14 protein-coding genes are annotated in these 20,424 nt (G+C 65.7%); 4 read left to right on the top strand and 10 right to left on the bottom strand.

The features are described 5' to 3' along the window. Positions 1–46: 46 nt before the first annotated feature. The 5 genes from IF690_RS04345 to pbpC all read right to left on the bottom strand — a co-directional run bounded on the left by IF690_RS04345 (position 47) and on the right by pbpC (position 4,779). Complete coding sequence (locus IF690_RS04345; protein ID WP_202698972.1) at positions 47–604, bottom strand: DUF4136 domain-containing protein; 558 nt, start codon at positions 602–604, stop codon at positions 47–49. A 128-nt stretch (positions 605–732) separates the two neighbouring features. Beyond that, the gene (locus tag IF690_RS04340; RefSeq protein WP_202698971.1) at positions 733–1,344 is read right to left on the bottom strand and encodes a DUF4136 domain-containing protein; all 612 of its coding nucleotides are present in this window, start codon (positions 1,342–1,344) and stop codon (positions 733–735) included. Between the two features lie 12 nt (positions 1,345–1,356). Next, positions 1,357–2,106 carry a methyltransferase gene (locus tag IF690_RS04335; protein WP_202698970.1) on the bottom strand — a complete coding sequence of 250 codons (750 nt, stop codon included), beginning with the start codon at positions 2,104–2,106 and terminating at the stop codon, positions 1,357–1,359. Next, on the bottom strand, positions 2,106–2,408 hold the full coding sequence (locus tag IF690_RS04330) for a MazG-like family protein (protein WP_044460979.1): 303 nt from the start codon (positions 2,406–2,408) through the stop codon (positions 2,106–2,108). Before IF690_RS04330 ends, IF690_RS04335 begins: the two co-directional genes overlap by 1 nt. A 67-nt stretch (positions 2,409–2,475) precedes the next feature. Further along, complete coding sequence (gene pbpC, locus IF690_RS04325; protein ID WP_202701296.1) at positions 2,476–4,779, bottom strand: peptidoglycan glycosyltransferase PbpC; 2,304 nt, start codon at positions 4,777–4,779, stop codon at positions 2,476–2,478. 226 nt (positions 4,780–5,005) lie between these two features. Here pbpC and IF690_RS04320 point away from each other — a divergent pair, with 226 nt between their 5' ends. Further along, positions 5,006–5,299, top strand: coding sequence for a hypothetical protein (locus tag IF690_RS04320; RefSeq protein WP_007921634.1), 294 nt, complete (start codon positions 5,006–5,008; stop codon positions 5,297–5,299). A gap of 79 nt (positions 5,300–5,378) precedes the next feature. Here IF690_RS04320 and IF690_RS04315 read toward each other — a convergent pair whose 3' ends face one another. Further along, on the bottom strand, positions 5,379–10,283 hold the full coding sequence (locus IF690_RS04315; RefSeq protein WP_202698969.1) for an alpha-2-macroglobulin family protein: 4,905 nt from the start codon (positions 10,281–10,283) through the stop codon (positions 5,379–5,381). Between the two features lie 176 nt (positions 10,284–10,459). Between IF690_RS04315 and IF690_RS04310 the strand changes: the two genes are divergently transcribed. After that, the gene (locus IF690_RS04310) at positions 10,460–11,806 is read left to right on the top strand and encodes an MATE family efflux transporter (RefSeq protein ID WP_202698968.1); all 1,347 of its coding nucleotides are present in this window, start codon (positions 10,460–10,462) and stop codon (positions 11,804–11,806) included. 227 nt (positions 11,807–12,033) lie between these two features. On the opposite strand, the gene speA is transcribed toward IF690_RS04310, so the two are convergent. The 4 genes from speA to IF690_RS04290 all read right to left on the bottom strand — a co-directional run bounded on the left by speA (position 12,034) and on the right by IF690_RS04290 (position 16,448). Continuing rightward, complete coding sequence (gene speA / locus IF690_RS04305; RefSeq protein WP_202698967.1) at positions 12,034–13,947, bottom strand: arginine decarboxylase; 1,914 nt, start codon at positions 13,945–13,947, stop codon at positions 12,034–12,036. 222 nt (positions 13,948–14,169) lie between these two features. Next, the gene (locus IF690_RS04300) at positions 14,170–14,541 is read right to left on the bottom strand and encodes a translation initiation factor Sui1 (RefSeq protein ID WP_007921638.1); all 372 of its coding nucleotides are present in this window, start codon (positions 14,539–14,541) and stop codon (positions 14,170–14,172) included. 299 nt (positions 14,542–14,840) lie between these two features. Continuing rightward, the gene (locus IF690_RS04295) at positions 14,841–15,377 is read right to left on the bottom strand and encodes an NUDIX hydrolase (protein ID WP_202698966.1); all 537 of its coding nucleotides are present in this window, start codon (positions 15,375–15,377) and stop codon (positions 14,841–14,843) included. Between the two features lie 3 nt (positions 15,378–15,380). Then, positions 15,381–16,448, bottom strand: coding sequence for a DUF2333 family protein (locus IF690_RS04290; RefSeq protein WP_202698965.1), 1,068 nt, complete (start codon positions 16,446–16,448; stop codon positions 15,381–15,383). 293 nt (positions 16,449–16,741) lie between these two features. Between IF690_RS04290 and IF690_RS04285 the strand changes: the two genes are divergently transcribed. Together IF690_RS04285 and IF690_RS04280 are read left to right on the top strand one after the other, a co-directional pair. Next, a complete protein-coding gene (locus IF690_RS04285; protein WP_202698964.1) occupies positions 16,742–18,406 on the top strand; it encodes a response regulator in 1,665 nt (554 codons plus the stop codon). A 52-nt stretch (positions 18,407–18,458) separates the two neighbouring features. Further along, entirely contained in the window at positions 18,459–20,423 is a 1,965-nt protein-coding gene (locus IF690_RS04280; protein ID WP_202698963.1) for a methyl-accepting chemotaxis protein, read from the top strand. The last annotated feature ends 1 nt before the right edge of the window (position 20,424 follow it).

Raw genomic sequence — 20,424 nt, 5'->3', positions numbered from 1 at the left:
GGCGAGAGCCTGTGCAGCCCTCGCCCCCGTGGTGGAATGCAGCGACTTACCTGGGCGGATAGTTCGCCAGGATCCGGCCGACGGTCTCCCTGATCGCCGTGCTGCGATCGGCGGGTTTCGGCGTGCTGCTGAGTATCTGCTCGTCACTGCCGCGCCACACCAGCTTGCCGTCCTTGCCATCGAACAGGTCGATCTGGATGGTGGCGACCTTGTAGGTGATGTTGCGGGTTTCGTTGTACATCGGCGCGCCCCAGTAGCCGTTCCACGGGCCACCCCAGCCACCGCCATAGTTAGTGGTGACCTGTTGCTGGCGGTTCTCGACGATCAGGTAAGTCTGGACGTCGAGATCGGCCTTTTTGCCCGCCGCGGCCGGACGCAGGCCGCGCTGGTCCAGTTGATCGCTGACTGCCTGGCGGATGCGCTGTTCGGTCAGGTCGCTCTTGATCCGTGGATCGTCGGGGCGGTATTGCAGGGCGGGTTCCTTGAAGCTCCAGCTGCGATAGGCAGCGAAGTCGCGACTGGCGTCGAAGTCATGGTTGACCTGGTTGGCGGCGCAGGCGCTGAGCAGCGCGGCCAGGGCCAGTAAAGCAAGAGGGCGGAACATGATGTGTCTCCAGAAGAGCCAATGCACCTGAAGGGATGTCGCCAGGGCCAATAAGAAAGTTGGCGAGCGAAGGCCAGGCAAGCCTGTTTTTAACCCAGCCCGGCATGCAGCCACGTTTCCTACAGAGCCTAACCAGGAGGATACGCCGCCATGGCCTTTTCCACAGCCTCGCGCAACGCATCGGCGCGCTCGCTCAGGCTGCCCTGGCTCGAGGTTTCCGCGCTGGCGCTCCACACCGGCTGGCCGCTGCCGCCGTCGAACAGGTTGACCCGCACCACCACGACTTCCACCTCGTAGGTGCGCACCACCGGCACTGTGTTGTACATGCCGTAGCCGGGGCCGTAGCGGTTGTAGCCATAACCTCCGTAACCGTAGCCGTAGTCGTCCTGCACCTGGCGCAAGCGCTTTTCCAGGTGCAGGTCGGCGCTGACCCACAGGTCCGCCGGGCGGTTGTCGTGCCGCGGGCGCAGGCCGCGCTGGTCGAGGGCGTTGCTGACCGCCTCGGCGACCTGCGCCGCATCGGCCCAGGCCGAACCGTTGGGCAGGCGCCCGTCGCGCCAGGCCCAGCTGCGATAGCGGCCATAGTCGCGCTGGGGCGCCGGATAGGCGCTGCGGTCGAAGGTCGTTGCCGCCTGCGGGGGCGCCGGCGGCAGCGGATTGGAACTGGCGACATAAGGATTGGGGCTCTGGCAGGCCGCCAGCCCCAGGAACATCACAAGCAAACCAGCGTGGCGTTTCATTTCGGGCTCCGCTCAGACCGGACGGCAAATCCAGTGCAGGTAACGCCCAAGCCCGGCAAAGCTTGGGTGACGACGATAGGCCAATTCCATTTCCAACAGATCCAGCAACTCGGCGCGGACCTGGAATTCCACCGGCATGTAGTCATGGAAAACCCGTACCCCGCTCTGGGTTTCGACCCGCCACAAGCCATCGAGTTGCGCCGCCAGTTCCCGCGGATCAAGGGGCTGTTGCGGGGTCAGGCTCTGCTTCTCGCCGGCCATGTCGTTCTTGCGCATCTTGCGAAAGTGGCCCTTGAGCAGGTTGCGATAGATCAGCGCATCGCGGTTGTAGAAGGCCAGCGACAGCCAGCCGTCCTGGGTGGTCAGTTGATGCAGCACCGGCAGGATCGCGTGCGGCTCGGCCAGCCATTCCAGCACTGCATGGCACAGCACCAGGTCGTAGGGTTCGGTGAGCTGGCCCAGCAGGTCCTGCCAGGGCGCCTGGATAAAGGTCGCCTGCTGGCCGGCCTCGGCGAAGCGCTGGCGGGCGCCTTCGAGCATGGGCTCGGCCGGCTCGGCCAGGGTCACCTGATGGCCACGCTGGGCCAGCCACAACGACATGTGCCCCAGCCCGGCGCCGATATCCAGCACCCGCAGCGGCCGGTCCGGCAAGGCTTCGGCCAGGTCGGCCTGGAGCACCGCCAGGCGGATCGCGCCCTTGGCGCCGCCGTAGATCTTCTCTGCGAAACGGGTCGCCAACTGGTCGAAATGACGGTCGCTCATCAGCTGAACCGCCGTTCGCTGTCGGCCAGCTTGCTGCGCACCACCTGCTCCAGGTCCAGTCCCAGTTCGCTGCACAACAGCAACAGGTACAGCACGATGTCACCGACTTCCTGGCCGGCGTGGGCCAGCTGATCGGCCGGCAGCTGCCGCGACTGGTCCTCGCTCAGCCACTGGAAGATTTCCACCAGCTCGGCCATCTCCACGCTGGCGGCCATGGCGAGGTTCTTCGGGCTGTGAAATTGCCGCCAGTCATTGCGGTCGCGAATGGCGTGCAGGCGTTGGGTCAGTTCGTCTAGGTTCATCGGGGTCTCCTGAAGGCGTATAGCTTCGGGGGGATGGCGAATGAAGGCAAGGCCCGCACCGCCCCTCTCAATCGATAACGCTGAACTCGACCCGCGCCGTCTGCCCGCCTTCGTCCAGCACGCTCAATTGATAAGGCCCCAAGCGTTCGAAGCTGGCGTTGATGCTGTCCTGGTTGGCACTCTCGCCCAACGGCTCGCCGTTGACGAACCACCAGCGCCGGCCGCTGCCGCCCAGCGCTGACAGCTTGAGCCGCAGCAGTTCCTGGCTGGCCGCCGGGCGGCGCAGCCGATCGCCCTCGCGCACGCCGACGATGGACAAAGGTGCAGCCGCCGCCAGGGCCGGCCCCGGGCACTCCGGGTCGTTGGCCGGCAGGCGCGCTTCACGCCGTTCGATGCGCGGCAGCCAGGGCTCCAGCGGCGCCGGCCACAGTGCGATATCCCGCGCCCGGGCGCCCGGGCACTTGGCGTCGACCCGCAGGCCCTTGGCATTGACCCAGACTTTTTCCAGCAGGCCGACGCCCAGGGGTTGATCCGCCGCCTGCAAGGTCGGCGGCGTGGTGCCGTCCAGGGTCCAGGCGAAACGCTGGCGGCGGCAGTTCGGATCGCCGCGGCTCATGGGCTGGCCCAGCGGCCAGCAGATCGCCGCCACCCCCACGTTCATCGGCACCGGCTGCACCAGCGCGCTGATGCCGCGCTGGCTGTCGCGGTTGATCAGCACATCGTGCACTTGCAGCATCAAGGGCGCCGCCGAGGCCAGGCCGAACTGCCCCGGCACCGGGGTGCCGTCCGGGCGGCCGATCCAGATGCCGATCAGGTAGCGCGGCCCGACCCCGATTGCCCAGGCGTCGCGAAAGCCGTAGCTGGTGCCGGTCTTCCAGGCCAGCACCGGGCGCTGCACCAGCTCGGCCCGCGGGTCGCGATCCGGACGCGCCTGACCGCTGAGAATGCGCCGCACGATCCACGCCGAACCGGGGGACAACAAGGGCCGCTCGCGCAGCCCATCGTCCGGTTGCAGGCGGAGGCTGGCGCTCTTGCCGCCACGGGCGAAAGCGCTGTAGCCGCTGACCAGGTCCTCCAGGCGGCTGCCGGCGCCGCCGAGAATCAGCGCCAGGTTCGGTTCCGCCAGCGCCGGCAGGGTCAGGGGCATGCCGCCGATGCGCATCTCGGCGGCAAACCGTTTCGGCCCGTAGGCTTCCAGCAGTTGCACCGCCGGCAGGTTCAGCGAGGTGGCCAGGGCCGTGCTGGCCGACACCGCGCCGCTGAAGCCCATGGAGAAGTTGCCCGGCCGGTAGTCGCCATAACGCCGGGGCACGTCTTGCAGCAGCGACTCGGAATGGATCAACCCGGCATCCAGCGCCATGCCATAGAGGAAGGGCTTGAGGGTCGAACCCGGCGAGCGCATGGCGCTGATCATGTCCACATGGCCGAAGCGCCGCGCGTCGTTGATATCCACCGAACCCAGGTAGGCACGCACGGCCATGCTCTGCGCCTCGACCACCAGGATCGCCGCCGAGGTGTGTTCCGGCAGGCGCGCGCGCCAGCCCAGCAACAGGTCTTCAAGACGGCGTTGCAGGTTGGCGTCCAGGGTGGTGCGGATCAGCGGCGGGCTGTCCGGGCGGTTCAGCCGGCGCGCCAGCAAGGGCGCCAGGCTCGGTTCCAGCCGCGGCGCCAGCAACAGGGGTTCCTGCAAGGCTTCATCCACCGCCGACTGCGGCCAGACCTGGAACTGCGCCAGGCGCTGCAACACCTTGTCCCGGGCCGCCTGTGCCCGCGCGGCATGCCGGTCCGGGCGCAGCCGGCTCGGCGCCTGGGGCAGCACCGCCAGCAGCGCGGCTTCGGCGTGGGTCAGGTGTCGCGGCGACTTGCCCAGGTAAGCCCAGCTGGCCGCGGCCACCCCTTGCAGGGTGCCGCCGAACGGCGCGCGGTTGAGGTAGAGCGTGAGGATCTGCTGCTTGCTCAGGTGCCATTCCAGCTGCGCGGTGCGCCACAGCTGGCGCAGCTTGCCGTGCCAGGTTCGCGAATGCGGATCGAGCAAGCGCGCCACCTGCATCGACAGGGTGCTGCCACCGGACAACACCCGTCCGCCCGTGAGGTTCTGCCAGGCGGCACGCGCCAGCGCCATCGGGTTGACCCCCGGATGACTGTAGAACCAGCGGTCTTCGTAGGTCAGCAGCGCGTCCAGGTAATAGGGCGAGACTTCGTCGGTGCGCACCGGATAACGCCAGACGCCATTGGCATCGGCGAAGCGCCACAGTGGCGTGCCATCCTCGGCCAGCACCACCCGCGCCAGGTCATCCTTGGGCAGCGGCAGCGGCCAGATGCGGTCGGCCAGCCAGAGCCCGGCCCACAGCAGCAACAGGCCGCCCAGCACGATCCGCAAGATGCGCCAGCCACGGCGGCCGCCCGGTTGCGCCGCTGGCAAGCCGGGCGACCTGGCCTGGCCGAATATTCGCCCGCCGAAACTGCGCAGGCGCGATACAACTAATCGAAAAATCAAACCCGCGAACCTCTATGCTTGGAACGGAACTCGCCAGCGCGATTGATGGCCAAAGGCTCAGGTCTGGCAAGCACGCCAACTTTTTCATCAGGATGCACGCATGCAGGTAGAAAGCTTTTTTGAATGGCTCGGCCAGGCGCTGGGCTCGGTCATACGGTTTATCGTCGATGGCCTCAGCGGTCTGTTCAACGCCCTGACGAACGCCGGCGGCAACTTTATCGACGGTTTGTCGCGGGCGCTGGGCATGGACACGTCGATCATCAGCATCATCACCCTGATCGTCGGGCTGATGCTGCTGTACTCGGCGGTCCGCGCCTTCATGCGCGCCTCGATCGTCATGGGCATCATCTGGCTGCTGCTGGGGTTGTGGCTGCTGAGCTGGGTGGTGCACTGATCGACAGACGACCGCTGCGCGGTCGGATCGCGAGCAAGCTCGCTCCTGCAGGTGGAGCGGGCTTGCGGCGACACCTTTCTCAACGCCCCTTGATCACCATCTCCGGCAGGGTTTCACCCACAGCCTGCCAGTTCGGCCGGTACATCGACTCCACTTGCGGCGGCGGCACACGATAGGTGCCGGGCGTGACCGCGCGTGCCAGGTACAGCAGGTGCGTGACGCTGTCGTAGCCGTCCAGGTTCAACGCCGCCACATAGCGGTCATCGCGGAACTCCTGGTGCTTGAGGCTGGCGTTCTGCATCGACTCACGCCATTGCTTGACCTGGCTGCTGGCGTTTTCCAGGCTGGCGGCGCTCTGTGCCAGGTTCTGGTTTTCCAGCTCCAGGCCGGCCGGCAGCAGGTCCACCACCAGCGCATCCGGTACCCGCTGCCTGGCGCTGACCGCCAGGTGCACCAGCACCAGGTCGCCGCTGCCCAGGGCCCGCAGGTCCAGCGGCTGGCCGTTCATCCCCAGGTATTCGCGCCGAATGCTCAGGTTCTCGCCACCGGCCAGCGGCGCATGCTGTGGATAACCGGAAAGGGTCAGCTGCTGGTACACCGGTTCGCTGCCCTGATTGCTCACCGACAACGGCGCCGCCAGCAACGCGCCTTCCAGCTTCAGGCCCGGCTGGCCGTTGTTCAGCTCGCGGCTTTCACCGCCACTGTTCAATTGCGCGGTCCAGTTGGCTTCCGGCTTGCCCAGCAGGCCACGACCGGCGAGGAACAGCGAGTTGCGCTCCTGGGTCGACAGGTACGGGCTGGCCGCCAGTTGGTCGGACAGCTCGAACAGCCGTTCCTCGCGCTTGCCCTGGGCCAGGTCGTTCTCTTCCAGCAGCGCCAGGATCAGCGCCTGATCCCGTAGCGGGCTGCCGTAGTCGGCCAGCCAGTCCTTGCTGTTGCGCGAGGCCGCAAGGCCGGCGGTCAAGGCCTGTTCGGCCCGTGGCTGGTCGCCCATTTTCTGCAGGGCGATGGCCAGTTGCACCAGCGGCAGGCCGGAGCGCGCATCGGTACGCCGTTCGAACAGGCTGCGCAGCGCGCCCAGCGGCGCCTGTTGACTGCGCGCCAATACCAGCCCGGCGTAGGCCTGCACGGCAAAACGCGTGTGCTCGGCGTTTTCGCTGTAGTTGACCTCGATCAGGTTGCGCTCTTGCAGGTAACGCAGCAGGCGTTCGTTGGCCTTCTTCAGCGCCTCGGCCGGCACCGCGAAGCCCTGGTCGCGGGCCCGCAGCAGGAAGTCGGTGACGTAGGCGCTCAGCCAGTATTCCTCTTCGCCGTCCGCGCCCCACAGGCCGAAGCTGCCGTTGTAGCGCTGCATGCCCAGCAGGCGCTCGATGCCCAGCTCGATCTTGCGCTTGCGCTCGGTATCCGGCTCGCCTTCCAGGCCCAGGCGTTTCAGGCTGACGGCATCGGCGTACAGCGCCGGGTACAGGCCGCTGGTGGTCTGCTCCAGGCAGCCGTAGGGGTAGGCCTTGAGTGCGCGGATCTGTTCGCCGAGGTTCAACGGCGGCCGGCTCGACAGGCTCAGCAGCGCTTCGCGCCCGGCCGGTTCGAACGCTGCCAGCTCGCCTTCCGGCAGGCTCCACGGCTGATCCTTGAGCACCGCGCGGTAATGCCTGAGCAACGCCGGATAGGCCGGCCGCACGCCCAGGGTCCATTCGCGGCTGAACGGCGGCAGGCTCTCGCCGGGAAGATCCAGGCCATTGACCAGCACCTTGACCTTGCCTTGGCCGAAGCCGCCCAGCGCCCGCACCGGGATACGCAGCGTGGTGCGCTGGCCCTGGGTCAGCTGCACGCTCTGATGGGTTTCGTTGACCAGCGCCAGCTGCCCTTCGGCGCTCAGTTGCACATCGAGTTTCTGCGCCTTGCCCGACAGGTTGGACAGGTCCAGCGCCAGGGTGGTCTGGTCGCCGCCGGCGAGGAAACGCGGCGCCGACAGTTCGGCGATCAGCGGCGCGGCGATCACCGTCTTGCCTTCGGCCATGCCATAGCGCTCATCGGTCCAGGCCTGGGCCATCAGGCGCACCTCGCCGTTGAAGTCGGGGATGTCGACACTGACTTCGCCTTCGCCCTGCTCGTTGAGAGTCACCGGCGCGCTTTGCAGGGCGACGATGGTGACGCTGGTGTCCGGACGCTTGCCGCCCTTGGCCAGCGCCGCGTCACCACCGAAGGCCAGGCTGGCCAGGCGACCCTGGCCGGCTTCGATCAACTGGCCGTAGATATCCAGCTGGTCGGCGCCATAGGCCTTGCGCCCGAACAGGCTGGAGTACGGGTCCGGGGTCGGGTATTCGGTGATGTTGAGGATGCCCACGTCCACCGCCGCCAGCAGCACATGAGCCTCTTTCGGCACGCTGCCATCGGCGTTCTTCGCCTGGATCTTCACCTTGAGCGGTTGCTTGGGGCGCATTTTCTCCGGCGCCGTCAGGGTCAGGCCGAGCTTGCGCTGGGTGCGATCCAGCGGCAGGTGCAACACGCCCACCGCGCGTTTGGGGGTGATGTTGGCCTTGCGCTCGCCGGGGCGGATGACTAGCGCGCTGACGTACAGGTCGTGGCGCGCCCATTTCGGATCGAGCTTGATCGCATAGCTCTTGCCCTCGGCCGGCACGTCGATTTCCTGCCACCACAGCGGCCCGTCGCTGGACTCCACCAGCAGGTAACCCTTGCCGGCGGCCGGCGGGGTCACCGTGACATTGGCGGTGTCGCCGTCGCCATACAGCGGTTTGTCCAGCGCCAGCTTGACCTGGTCGGGGCGCACCGCGCCGCCTTCGGCGTTGTCCTGCGAACGGTAGCCGGCCCAGAAGCGCAGGCTGCTGACCAGCCCGGTCTGCGGGTCCTCGACCTCGACGCGATAAGGGCCCCACTCCACCGGGAAGCTGACCTTCGCGGTGTCGCCGGCCTTGATGCCCAGGGTCTGTTCGTCCTGGGTGAGGAATTTCTCGTTGAAGTGATAACTCCAGCCGTCGCTTTCCGAGTAGTTCCAGTAGTAGTCGCGACGCTCGCGCACCAGGCGCACCTTGAGGTTGTCCGCGGCCAGCTTCTGGCCTTCGTTGTTGGCCACCAGCAGTTCGAATTCGGCCGGGCCGTCGCCCTCGGTTTCCGCGCCGTCGAACAGCGCGCGGACACCCGGCAGCCGCTCGGCCGGCCACACCGGCTGTACCAAGCGCCGGGTGATCGGGCGCCCGCCCGATTCCTGCAGGCTGGCCTGGACAATCAGTTGCAACGGCGAACGGGCCTCGGCCCATTTGCTTTCCAGGGCGATCAGCGCCTCGCCGTCGGCGTCCAGCGCGGACTCTTCCAGTTCCAGGTCCTGGCTCAGTTCTTCTTCGGTGATCGAACCGAACTGATAGCCCGGCAAGGCCTTGACCGCCTCGCGCAGCGGCCGCACGTAGACCTGGCCGCTCAGGCGATTGCCGGCGGCCGGGGCGCCATACAGGTAACGACCGTTGACGCTGAACTCGGCGGTGTCGGCCGGTTTGAGCGGTGTGTCGCTGCCCTTGAGTTCCAGCGCCAGGCGCTCGGGCAGGAAGTCTTCCACGAGGAATTCGTACAGCTGCGGCTTGCCGTCGCCGAGGTCGAACACCAGCTGCCAGCGCCCGGTCGGCGCTTCGCCGGCCAGTTGCAGCTGGTACTGATAGAGCCCCGAGGCATCGGCGTCCCAGACGAACTTGCGGCTGACCTGCTCATCCGGCCGGCGCACTTCGACGCTCACCGGCTGCGGCTTGACCGCATTGCCGTCCTTGTCCCGCAGCAGCGCGTTGAGCAGCACGGTTTCGCCAGGGCGATACAGGTCGCGGGGGCCGAACACGAAGAACTGCAACGGATGGGGCTGGGGGCCGCCGATATTGAATTCGGCCAGGTCCAGGGCGGCGCCGTTCAAGCGCAGCAGGCTGGTCTGTTCGCCCTGGTGGGCCAGCAGCACTTCGGCTTTCTTCGGCAGCGGCAGTTCGGCATGGCCGCCTTTCTCGGTCTTGCCCTGGCCGAGCACGCGGCCTTCGCCGTCCAGCAGTTCCAGGCTGACGCCGTCCAGCGCCTTGCCGCCTTCCAGGGCCTGGGTAAAGACATCCAGGCGGTTCTGGTAACGGTGCACCGACAGACCGATGTCGCTGAGGGTGAACAGGGTGGCCGGTTGCGAATAGTTGTAGGTGCCCGAGGCGCGCATCACCGCCAGGTACACACCCGGCTGTTGCAGCGGCTTGAGCCCGGCGATCGGCAGCAGCAGGGTTTCCCGGGTATTGCGCGCCGGATTGAGGTCGAAGCGGCCGCCATACACCAGGTCGGCCATCGGCAGCAGTTCGCGGGACTCGTAACTGTGCAGGCTGTTATTGCGCCCCCACTGGGCGAGGAACACCGGCAGCGACTCAGGCTTGATGCGGAAGAACTCGACATCGACCTTGTCGACGTTCAGCGCGATCACCGGCAGGCCTTCGGCGAGACGGGTCGGCAGCAGGGTGCCGCGGCTGGCGAAACCGACCGTGGCCTGCAAGTCGCGGGTTTCCAGGCGGCTGACGTATTCCGCGGCCAGGGTCGCGTCGTTCACCCCGCGCAGCCCGGCGTCGACGGTCAGCACCAGTTTGCGCTGCGGCTCCAGGTGGCGCAGGCGCAGCTCCATGAAGTTGTCCGACAGCTCCCAGGCGCCGTCGACCTTGCCGCTCTTGCTGTCCACCAGATGCAGCTTGTCGGCGAACTTCTGCTGCGGGTCCAGGGGCACCGAGAAACTCACCGACAGGGTGCTGGCCCCGTCGAGCTGCACCTCGGACACGTCCACCACGCTCAACTCGCGACCGGCGTAGCGCTGCTTGAGGACAGCGACATCCTGCACGGGCCGGGCCTTGGCCGCGGGCACCGCCGCTGCCGGAGCCGGGGCGGTCGCCGCCTTGTCGGAGGTCGAGGAATCGCAAGCGCTCAGCAAGGCCAGCGCACAGGCCAGGAACAATCCTTTGTTAAGCATGGGGCACTCATTGGCAGGAGTATCGAAGGGTTGAACTATATATCACCGCCGCCCGGCCGGCTGTGGCACAGCGCACATTGATCGACGGAGGGCCTATCGAACGACACCGTCCCCGTAGGGGGTGGCATGGCCGGGCAAGCTAGCAGCTACAATGCCGGCTCTCGCAAGGAGCCTGCATGTCCAGCCTGATTTCTGCCTGGCGCCACCGTCCGACCCATGGTCGGGTGTGGGCGCTGGCCGCGCCGATGATTCTTTCCAATATTTCCGTGCCGCTGGTGGCGCTGGTCGACAGCACCGTCATTGGCCATTTGCCCCACGCCCACCAGCTCGGCGCGGTGGCGGTCGGCGCCAGCCTCTATACCTTTCTGGCCTGGGCCATGGGTTTTCTGCGCATGGGCGCCACCGGCTTTGCCGCCCAGGCCGCCGGGCGTGCCGACGGTGCGGCGCTGCGGCAGACCCTGGTGCAGGGGCTGCTGCTGGCGATGGGCCTGGCCTTGCTGCTGGGCGCCATAGGCGTGCCGCTGAGCGGCGTGGCCTTGCAACTGATGCAGCCTTCGGCCGAGCTGGACGAAATGACCCGGAGCTTCTTCCATACCCGCCTGTTCGGGCTCCCTGCGGCGCTGGCCAGCATGGCCCTGGTCGGCTGGTTCCTCGGTACCCAGAACGCCCGGGCGCCGCTGGCGATCCTGCTGAGCACCAACCTGATCAACATCGCCCTCAACCTGTGGTTCGTGCTGGGCCTGGACTGGGGCGTGGCCGGTTCGGCCAGGGCCTCGGTGATCGCCGAATGGACCGGCGCGCTGATCGGCCTGGCCATGACCCGCCCGGCCCTGCGTGCCTATCCGGGGCAGATTGCCTGGACGGCGTTGCGGCGCTGGGCCAGCTGGCGACCGTTGCTGGCGGTCAACCGTGACATCTTCATTCGTAGCCTGGCCCTGCAATCGGTGTTTTTCCTGATCACCGTGCAAGGCGCTCGCCTGGGGGACGCGACCGTGGCCGCCAACGCCCTGCTGCTCAACGGCCTGTTGCTGACCGCCCACGCCCTGGACGGCCTGGCCCATGCGGTGGAGGCCTTGTGCGGCCACGCCATCGGCGCCCGCGATCGCCTGGCCCTGCGCCGTTCGCTGGTGGTGGCCGGCGGCTGGTCGCTGCTGGCCAGTCTCGGTTTTGCCGTGCTGTTCCTGTGCGCCGGGCACCTGTTCATCGAGATGCAGACCGACATCGCCGACGTGCGACAGACCGCCTTCATCTACCTGCCTTACCTCGCCGCCCTGCCGCTGATCGCGGTCTGGAGCTACCTGCTGGACGGCCTGTTCATCGGCGCCACCCGCGCCCGGGAAATGCGCAATGGCATGCTGCTCAGCGTGCTCATCGCCCTGCCCTGCGCCTGGGCCTTGCAGGGCCTGGGCAACCACGGGCTGTGGCTGACCTTCCTGCTGTTCATGCTGGTGCGCAGCCTGACCCTGCTGGCCTTCGCCCTGGGACTGCGCCGGCATGACGGCTGGTTCGCTCCGGCCCGCTGAATATTCCTGCGGGCATAAAAAAACCACCGCAAGCGGTTAATGCCGATCAGTTAAGCGATTGGCTCGACTGTAGGAGCGAGCTTGCTCGCGAAAAACGTCAACGATAACGCGTACTGCCTGGTTTAACGCGCTGTGCTGGAGTTCTTCGCGAGCAATCTCGCTCCTACAAAAAGCCTTAACTGATCGGCATTACCGCAAGCGATGGTTCTTTTCGAACGGTCGACCTATCAGGAAGACAGGTACGACGAGCGGGTCAGGCCCAGACGCAGGGCGTCGAGGAACTGGGTACGCTCGCTGGCGCTGATCTTCGCGCCGGCCACCTTGTCGCGGTAGTGGGTCATCAGCTCTTCCGGCGACAAGTGCACGTAGCGCAGCATGTCTTCGATGGTGTCGTGAGTCTCGATCCCGGCGTGGTACACGGTGCCGTTCGGGTTCTGGTAGATGTTCACCGAGTCGGTGTCGCCGAACAGGTTGTGCATGTCGCCGAGGATCTCCTGGTAGGCACCCACCAGGAACACCCCCAGCAGATAGTCCTCACCCTCTTTCAGGCCATGCACCGGCAGGCTGGTCTCGATGCTCTGCTCGTCGACGTACTGGTTGATCTTGCCGTCGGAGTCGCAGGTCAGGTCTTGCAGCACGGCGCGGCGCAGCGGCTCTTCGTCCAGGCGATGCAGGGGGATGATCGGCAGGACCTGGTCGATGGCCCAGGTGTCCGGCAGGCTCTGGAACACCGAGAAGTTGCAGATGTACTTGTCGGCCAGCTTGTCGTTGAGTTCGTCCAGCACCTGGCGGTGCGAGCGCTGGCGCGCCTTCAGCGAGTTGTGCAGGCGCCGGCACACGGCGAAGTAGCACTGCTCGGCCAGGGCTTTCTCGGCCAGGGTCAGCTTGCCGTCGGCGTACTGGGCGGCCACGTCGCTCATGTAGTGGGTGGCGCGCCAGTAGGTTTCGGTGACCATCTCGATGTCGGTCGGGCCCAGCAGGTCCACCAGCCATTGCACGGTTTCCGGCAGGCTGTCCTTGTTCTCGATCAGCGGCACGTCGTCGTTGTGTTTCTCGACGTCGGTCACCTGCACCACCAGCATGGCGTGGTGTGCGGTCAGCGAGCGGCCGCTCTCGGAGAAGATGTGCGGATGCGGCAGGCTCTGCGCGTCGCAGAACTCCTTGAGCATGCCCACCACGACACCGGCGTAGTCGTCCATGTCGTAGTTGATCGAACTGGCGTTGCGCGAGTGGGTACCGTCGTAGTCCACGCCCAGGCCGCCGCCGACGTCGATGTGATCCACCGGCAGGCCGAGGTTGCGCAGCTCGCCGTAGTAACGGATGGCTTCCTTGAAACCGTGCTGGTAGTCCGCCAGGTTGGCGATCTGCGAGCCCATGTGGAAGTGCAGCAGGCGGATGCCCTGGTCCAGGCCGGCGCTGCGGAAACGCTCGACTACCGACAGCAACTGCGCCGCCGACAAGCCGAACTTGGATTTCTCGCCGCCAGTGTCGGCCCACTTGCTCGACGCCAGGGACGACAGGCGCACGCGCAGGCCGACCTGCGGCTTGACCTTGAGCGAGGCGGCTTCTTCGATCACCAGGGCGACTTCGGATTCCTTCTCGATCACGATGAACACATTGTGGCCGAGCTTCTGGCCCATCAGCGCCAGGCGGATGAACTCGCGATCCTTGTAACCGTTGCAGACGATGGTGCCGCCTTTCGGCGCCAGCGCCAACACCGCCAGCAGCTCGGGCTTGGAGCCGGCTTCCAGGCCGATGGAAACGTTCTGGGTGGCGATGATGTTCTCGATCACCGCTTCCTGCTGGTTGACCTTGATCGGGTACAGCGCGGTGTACTTGCTCTGGTATTCCAGGCGCTCGATGTTGGCGTCGAAGGCACCGGTCAGCTGGCGCACGCGGTCCTGCAGGATATCCGGGAAGCGCACCAGCAGCGGCAGGGACAAGCCGCTCTTGCGCAGCTCCTCGACTTGTTCGAACAGGTCGATAGGCGAACTGTTCGGGCCGTTCGGACGAACTTCGACGCGACCGGCGTCATTGATCGCGAAATACCCGGCCCCCCAATGGCGAATCCCATAAACACTGCGGCTGTCCGCAACTGTCCATTGGCTGCCATCGTCTTTGCGTGTGCGTCGTACGGACATCGAAGTCCCCTATAAAAGAAGTCATAGAGCGCCACCCCGGTCCGGGGCTGGCGCAGTCTAAAGAATGAAAATGACGATTAGCCTGCAACGAGGACGTAGACCTCGGTTACAGCGCTGAGTTTAGAAACCGGTCATGAACAGGCTCTGTGAAAACCATGAAGACGACGGCAAACCTGAATCGATCAGGGCTGCATCAAGTCGGGGTGGTTTTCACAGAGGCTGCTAGCCGCCGGACTTCTTCGCCTTGAAACCGTGCTTGATCAGCTCTGCCAAGAGTAGCTCGACATGATCGCCCTGGATCTCGATGACACCGTCTTTCAACGCGCCACCTGTGCCACAACGTTTCTTCAACGTGGTCGCCAGCTCCTTGAGCGCGTCCTCGGCCAACGGCACGCCGGTGATGGTGGTCACCGTCTTGCCGCCGCGGCCCTTGCTTTCGCGGCGCACGCGAGCGATGCCGTCGCCGGCAGGGATAACGGTTTGTTTGCAGATGCAGGCTGCCACCGGCTGGCTACAGTCCGGGCAATGTCGACCTGCGTCGGTGGAAAATACCAGGCCGCCAAGGGCGGCGAAGGATGCGGCTTTTTTGGCCACCGGCAATCCTCTTGGGAGGACAAAGACTGGTCGAAGCACATGGCCTGTGCCATCGACCGCGAAGCCCCACTCAGGCAGGGGCAGCGCTACTGGACCGGGACACCCTTGCAGGAGCGAGCTTGCTCGCGATGGACGTTAACGACGACGCATGCACTCAGGTAGCACCCGTCACTCTTGCGTTCTTCGCGAGCAAGCTCGCTCCTACAAAAAGCAATACCGGTTCAGCTTGAAAAAGGTCGCGCAGTGTAACGGCAAAAAGCCGAATTGCTAAGAGCCTAACCGCGCCAATTTATACAACTTTAGCGACGCCGCGCCAGATAGCGCTGCAAGGCCGCCAGCGAGTCCGGGCAATAGGGCTTTTCGGCGATTTCCCGCATCACTTCGTCGATAGAAATGAAGCGCGCTTCCAGCACCTCTTCCGGCTGCAGGCGCAAAGGCCCGTCCCAGACCGCCGAAAAGGCCGAACACCAGAGGCGATTGCCGGTGTCTTCGAAAAAGAAATGGTCATGGGCGGTCAATTCCACCCCGCCCACCCCCAGTTCTTCCTCCAGCTCACGGGCCGCCGACTCGGCGTAGCTCTCGGTGGCCAGGACCATGCCGCCCGCGGCCACGTCCCAGTAACCGGGGTAAAGGGCCTTGCTCAGGGTGCGCCGATGCACGCACAGCTCACCGACGGAATTGAACAGCAGGATATAGGTGCCGCGCCCGATCAGGCCGCGTTCGCGCAACTCCGAGCGGGCCAGCGCGCCCAGCAACTGGTCTTCGCCATCGACCCAGGCGACTTGTTCGGCATCGGAGGCCGCGCGATGCGCAGCCTCATTGGAGGTAACCACCATGAATCAACCCTGGTTGAGCAATTGACGCAAGTCGATGACCGCCGCGTTGGCCCGGGAAATATAGTTGGCCATGACCAGCGAGTGATTGGCCAGCACGCCAAAGCCGCTGCCGTTGAGAATCATCGGGCTCCACAAGGTTTCCTGGGACGCCTCCAATTCACGGATGATCTGGCGCACGCTGACGGTGGCGTTCTTCTTGGCCAGCACGTCGGCGAAGTCGACTTCGATGGCGCGCAGCAGGTGCGACAGGGCCCAGGCCTGGCCGCGTGCTTCGTAGAACACGTTGTCGATCTGCATCCAAGGGGTTTCCACCACCTCTTCGTCGAGCTGCGGCGACTGGCCCGGCGCCGGGACTTCGGTTTTCAGCGCGGTGTTGAGCTTGACCCGGCCAACGCTGGCCGACAGGCGCTGGGACAGCGAACCCAGGCGGGTCCCGACGTCACCCAGCCAGTTGTTCAGGTTGTCGGCACGGGCATAGAACAGCGCGCTCTTCTGCTCCGGGTCGGACAGGCGCGCCTGGTAGCGGCTCAGGGAATTGATGCCTTCCTGGTACTCGGACTCGCTGGACGGCAGCACCCAGCTCTTGTTGTCGAAGTTGAAGCGCGGCTCGGCCTTGGCCAGATCGGCGTCCTCGGCGGACTGCGACTGGGAACGGGCGAAGTCCTTGCGCAAGGCCCGGGTCAGGTCGCGGACCTGCACCAGCACGCCGTATTCCCAACTCGGCATGTTGTCCATCCACAGGCCCGGCGGGAAACGGTCGTTGGAGATATAGCCACCCGGCTTGGTCAGCAGGGTGCCGGCCACGGTCTTGAGGGTTTCCACCGTGGTGTAGCCCACGACCATCTGCTTGCCTTCCTTCTCGGCGGCAACCTGCGCGCTCTGCTGGACCGGGAACAGCGACGGTTCCTGGCTCCAGTACCACCCCAGGGCTCCGGCCACCAGCAGGTACAAGCCCACCAGGGTGCCCAGGGCGCGGCTGAACAGCAGGCCACCAAAGTAGCTGCGTGTCGCCGACTTGGGTTCGGCAGCACGATCCGGCGCGCTGCCCGCGCGGTTCTTCCAGTCCAGCATGGCTATATCCTTTCAATCACTTGGGTTCATCGGTTCGACCACAACCCTGCTCCATCGTGCCTCGAACCGAGCGGATTAGAAATCATCCACCGTGCAAGACGCCACCTGCCGGGTGTATATCGAGCGGCCACTATAAATGAAGCACAGTTCAGAACCTATGCGACCAGTCGGTCGGGAACTGAATAAGGTCGCTTGGAAGATTGTTGACGTACGACACTCGTACAACCCACAAGAGGTGCTAGCATAGAGCCACTAGTCGATCTCAGCATGCCCCCTAACTAAGTAGTCAGGATATGACCGAGCCAGAAGACCCCAGCCGTGAGCGCCTCAAGCACCACTTTGCCCAGCGGGTAATTCACCAGGCGCGTCAGATCCTCGAAATATGGCAGCGCCTGCAGCACAGCGAATGGTCCAGCACCGACATGTCCGAACTCAGCGAGGCCAACCTGCGCCTGCTGCGTTTCGCCGAACGCTTCGAACAACCCGAACATACCCAACTGGCGCGCAGCATCAGCGATTCCCTGGAAGCGGTGGACGCCAACCGCGGGCGCCTGAGCAGCGGCCTGATCACTGACCTCAACCGCCTGATGCAGCGCCTGTCGCGCACCGGCCTGCGCCATGGCGACCAACTGGAACAGACCTTCCTGCCGCCTCTGCGCAAGCCGATCTACGTGATGCTGCAAGACCACGACCGCGGCGAGCGCCTGGCCAAGCAGCTGGAATTCTTTGGCCTCAGCGCCCAGTCCCTGGACAGCATCGCCGCGTTTCGCTCCTCGATGGTCGAGCGCCTGCCCGCGGCAATCGTCATCGACGTCGACTTTTGCGGCAACGGCATGGGCCTGCAACTGGCCGCCGAAGCCCAGGAAGGCCTGGAGCAGAAGCTGCCCCTGCTGTTCTTCAGCCTCCACGAAACCGACACCCCGACTCGCCTGGCCGCCGTGCGCGCCGGCGGCCAGGAGTTCCTCACCGGCACTCTGGAAGCCTCAAGCCTGCTGGAGAAGATTGAGATCCTCACCTGCGTCGCCCAGTACGAACCTTATAAAGTGCTGATCATCGACGACTCCCGCGCCCAGGCCCTGCACACCGAACGCCTGCTCAACAGCGCCGGAATCATCACCCGGACCCTGATCGAGCCGATCCAGGCGATGGCCGAACTGGCCGATTTCCAGCCGGACCTGATCATTCTCGACATGTACATGCCGGCCTGTACCGGCACCGAACTGGCCAAGGTGATCCGCCATAACGATCGTTATGTCAGCGTGCCGATCATCTACCTGTCGGCCGAAGACGACCTGGACAAGCAGCTGGACGCCATGAGCGAAGGCGGCGACGACTTCCTGACCAAGCCGATCAAGCCGCGCCACCTGATCACCACCGTGCGCAACCGCGCCGCCCGCGCGCGCAACCTCAAGGCGCGCATGGTGCGCGACAGCCTGACTGGGCTGTACAACCACACCCATATCCTGCAACTGCTCGAAGACTGCAGCTTCCGCGCGCGCCGCGAGCACAAGCCGCTGAGCTTCGCCATGCTGGATATCGACCACTTCAAGCGGGTCAACGACAGCCATGGCCACCCCATGGGCGACCGGGTGATCAAGAGCCTGGCGCTGTTTCTCAAGCAACGCCTGCGCAAGACCGACTTCATCGGTCGCTACGGTGGCGAAGAATTCGCCATCGTCATGCCCGACACCGACCTGGAAGCGGCCTGCAAGGTACTGGATGAAATCCGCCAGCGCTTTGCCGAGATCCACTACCCGGCCCAGCCGCAGGACCTGTGGTGCACCTTCAGCGCCGGGGTGGTCGAACTGCGGGAAGACTCCGACAGCCTGATGATGGCCAGCCAGGCCGACGAAGCGCTCTATCGCGCCAAGGACAGTGGTCGCAACCGAGTCCAGGCGGCGCGCCATCAAAGCGCCACTTTTTCACCGGAATCCACCGACCTGGTCATAACCCTGTAATACAAACGCAATAAATTCAGGCGCTTACCATTCAAGTCGTTGGTAGAACGCGATGCGCCTGAAGCTGCTGACCAATCTCAATACCCTGCTATTAGTCGCCGTTTGCCTGGCCCTGGGCGCCACGCTCTGGTGGTCGCAACGCGCCCTCGAGCGCCCCTATCTATTGATGGAGCGCTACCTGGGGTTGTCCCAGCAGTTCCAGAACCAGGCGGCGCGCAACATCGAGGACTACCTGGCCAGCGGCGACGCCCTGCGCCTGAGCAGCGCCAGCCAGGCCATCGAAACCCTGCAGGCCCAGCTCGACGAACTGCCCACCGAGCTGGCGCAGAGCCTGCGCCCGAGCCTGTCGGGCCTGGCCGAATTCAGCAAGACCGACCTGCTGGCCGCCGGCAAACTGGCCGGCGATCCGCAGGCATTGCTGCTACAGGCCGAGCGCGAGCTGGGGGCCAGCCTCGAACAACTGAGCCAGTACGCGACCGGGGCGGCCGGCAATCCGAGCGCCGCGACCTACCTGCCGCTGCTGCTGAACGCCTCCCAGCACCTGGGCAAGCTGTCCCTGGCCCGGGAAAAACTGGTGAGCAGCGGCCGCAGCGAGCTGGCCGCCGACGTCGAGCGCGAAGTGAGCAACATGCGCGCCCAGGCCGAGCAACTGGAAGCCCTGCCCTTGCTGGGTGTCGCGGCCAGCAACGAGTCGAACACCGATGACTTCGCCGCCATGATGGGCCTGGAGAACACCGCGAAGGCCGCCGCCGAAGACGCCGGCATCGGCCTCAAGCGCGAACTCAACAGCCTGCTCGGCCGCTACCCCGCCGAACTGAACCGCACCCGCGAGCAGATCCAGAAACGCGCCGACCTCAGCGCCGCCACCCACCTGAAAATCACCGCCGTGCAACAGGCCATCGCCGAGCTGGAGCCGGTCGTGCGTGCCCAGCATGGGCAGATCCAGGGCGAAGTGCGGCTGATACAGGGTGTGATGATCGGCCTGATCCTGCTGATCGCCTTGCTCATCGACACCCTGCAGCGCCGGCTGGCGCGGGTCCTGACCAATCTGGCACCGGCCCTGTCGACCTGGGCCGAAGGCGACTTCAGCCGCAATATCCAGCTGGGCCGGACCAACCGCGAACTGCACGACATCGAAGAATCCCTGAACCGTCTGCGCGCCTACCTGGTGGACCTGGTGGGCACCATCCGGCAGAACGCCGAACAGGTCGCCGGCAGCAGCCGCGCCCTGGCAGACCTGAGCAGCGGCCTGCACGGCGGCGCCGAGCGCCAGGCCGGGGATACCGCGCAGATCCGCGACGCCCTGGGCGAGCTGGAAGCGACCATCCAGCAAGTCGCCGGCGATGCCAGCCAGGCCGCCGATGCCAGCCGCAGCGCCGGGCTGGCGGTGGAACAGGGGCAGAAAGTGATCGGCCTGAGCCTGACCGGGCTGCATGCCCTGGTCGGCGAAGTGCAGGGCAACGCGCAGATGATCGAACAGCTGGCCGAAGAGTCGGCGACCATCGGCGGCGTGCTCACGGTGATCCGCTCCATTGCCGACCAGACCAACCTGCTGGCCCTGAACGCTGCCATCGAAGCCGCGCGGGCCGGGGAAATGGGCCGCGGTTTTGCCGTGGTCGCCGAAGAAGTGCGCTCCCTGGCCCAGCGCACCGCCGGCGCCACCGCCGAGATCCAGACTCTGATCGCCGGCCTGCAGGCCGCCGCCCGGCAATCGGTGGAAGGCATGCGCGCCCAGGTCGAACATGCCGAAGCCACCGCCAGCCAGGCCCAGGCCGCCGACGGTGCGCTGGATGAAATCGTCGGGGCGATCCAGACCATTTCCGATACCGCCATCCGCATCGCCGATGTCACGGCCCAGCAAAGCGGCGCCGTCAGCGAAATCCGCGACCACAGCGAGCGCATCCATCAGTTGGGTGGGGATAACCTGCAACGCATCGGCGAAGGCCGCGCACAAGGCGCGAACCTGCTGGCCCTGGGCGGCCAGTTGCACACGGCGGTGCAGGCATTCCGCGTCTGAC

Origin of the sequence: Pseudomonas sp. SK3(2021) (genome assembly GCF_016772375.1) — a bacterium.
Taxonomy (GTDB): domain Bacteria; phylum Pseudomonadota; class Gammaproteobacteria; order Pseudomonadales; family Pseudomonadaceae; genus Aquipseudomonas; species Aquipseudomonas chlororaphis_I.
The sequence above is the reverse complement of the archived record's forward strand: the minus strand, read 5'-3'. Positions and strand labels throughout refer to the sequence as shown.

Excerpts from the sequence above, each read along its gene's own strand:
- IF690_RS04290 (WP_202698965.1), bottom strand. The coding sequence starts at position 16,448 with ATGCTGGACTGGAAGAACCGCGCGGGCAGCGCGCCGGATCGTGCTGCC.
- IF690_RS04310 (WP_202698968.1), top strand. The coding sequence starts at position 10,460 with ATGTCCAGCCTGATTTCTGCCTGGCGCCACCGTCCGACCCATGGTCGG.
- speA (WP_202698967.1), bottom strand. The coding sequence starts at position 13,947 with ATGTCCGTACGACGCACACGCAAAGACGATGGCAGCCAATGGACAGTT.
- IF690_RS04285 (WP_202698964.1), top strand. The coding sequence starts at position 16,742 with ATGACCGAGCCAGAAGACCCCAGCCGTGAGCGCCTCAAGCACCACTTT.
- IF690_RS04340 (WP_202698971.1), bottom strand. The coding sequence starts at position 1,344 with ATGAAACGCCACGCTGGTTTGCTTGTGATGTTCCTGGGGCTGGCGGCC.
- IF690_RS04335 (WP_202698970.1), bottom strand. The coding sequence starts at position 2,106 with ATGAGCGACCGTCATTTCGACCAGTTGGCGACCCGTTTCGCAGAGAAG.
- IF690_RS04330 (WP_044460979.1), bottom strand. The coding sequence starts at position 2,408 with ATGAACCTAGACGAACTGACCCAACGCCTGCACGCCATTCGCGACCGC.
- IF690_RS04320 (WP_007921634.1), top strand. The coding sequence starts at position 5,006 with ATGCAGGTAGAAAGCTTTTTTGAATGGCTCGGCCAGGCGCTGGGCTCG.
- IF690_RS04315 (WP_202698969.1), bottom strand. The coding sequence starts at position 10,283 with ATGCTTAACAAAGGATTGTTCCTGGCCTGTGCGCTGGCCTTGCTGAGC.
- IF690_RS04345 (WP_202698972.1), bottom strand. The coding sequence starts at position 604 with ATGTTCCGCCCTCTTGCTTTACTGGCCCTGGCCGCGCTGCTCAGCGCC.
- IF690_RS04280 (WP_202698963.1), top strand. The coding sequence starts at position 18,459 with ATGCGCCTGAAGCTGCTGACCAATCTCAATACCCTGCTATTAGTCGCC.
- IF690_RS04295 (WP_202698966.1), bottom strand. The coding sequence starts at position 15,377 with ATGGTGGTTACCTCCAATGAGGCTGCGCATCGCGCGGCCTCCGATGCC.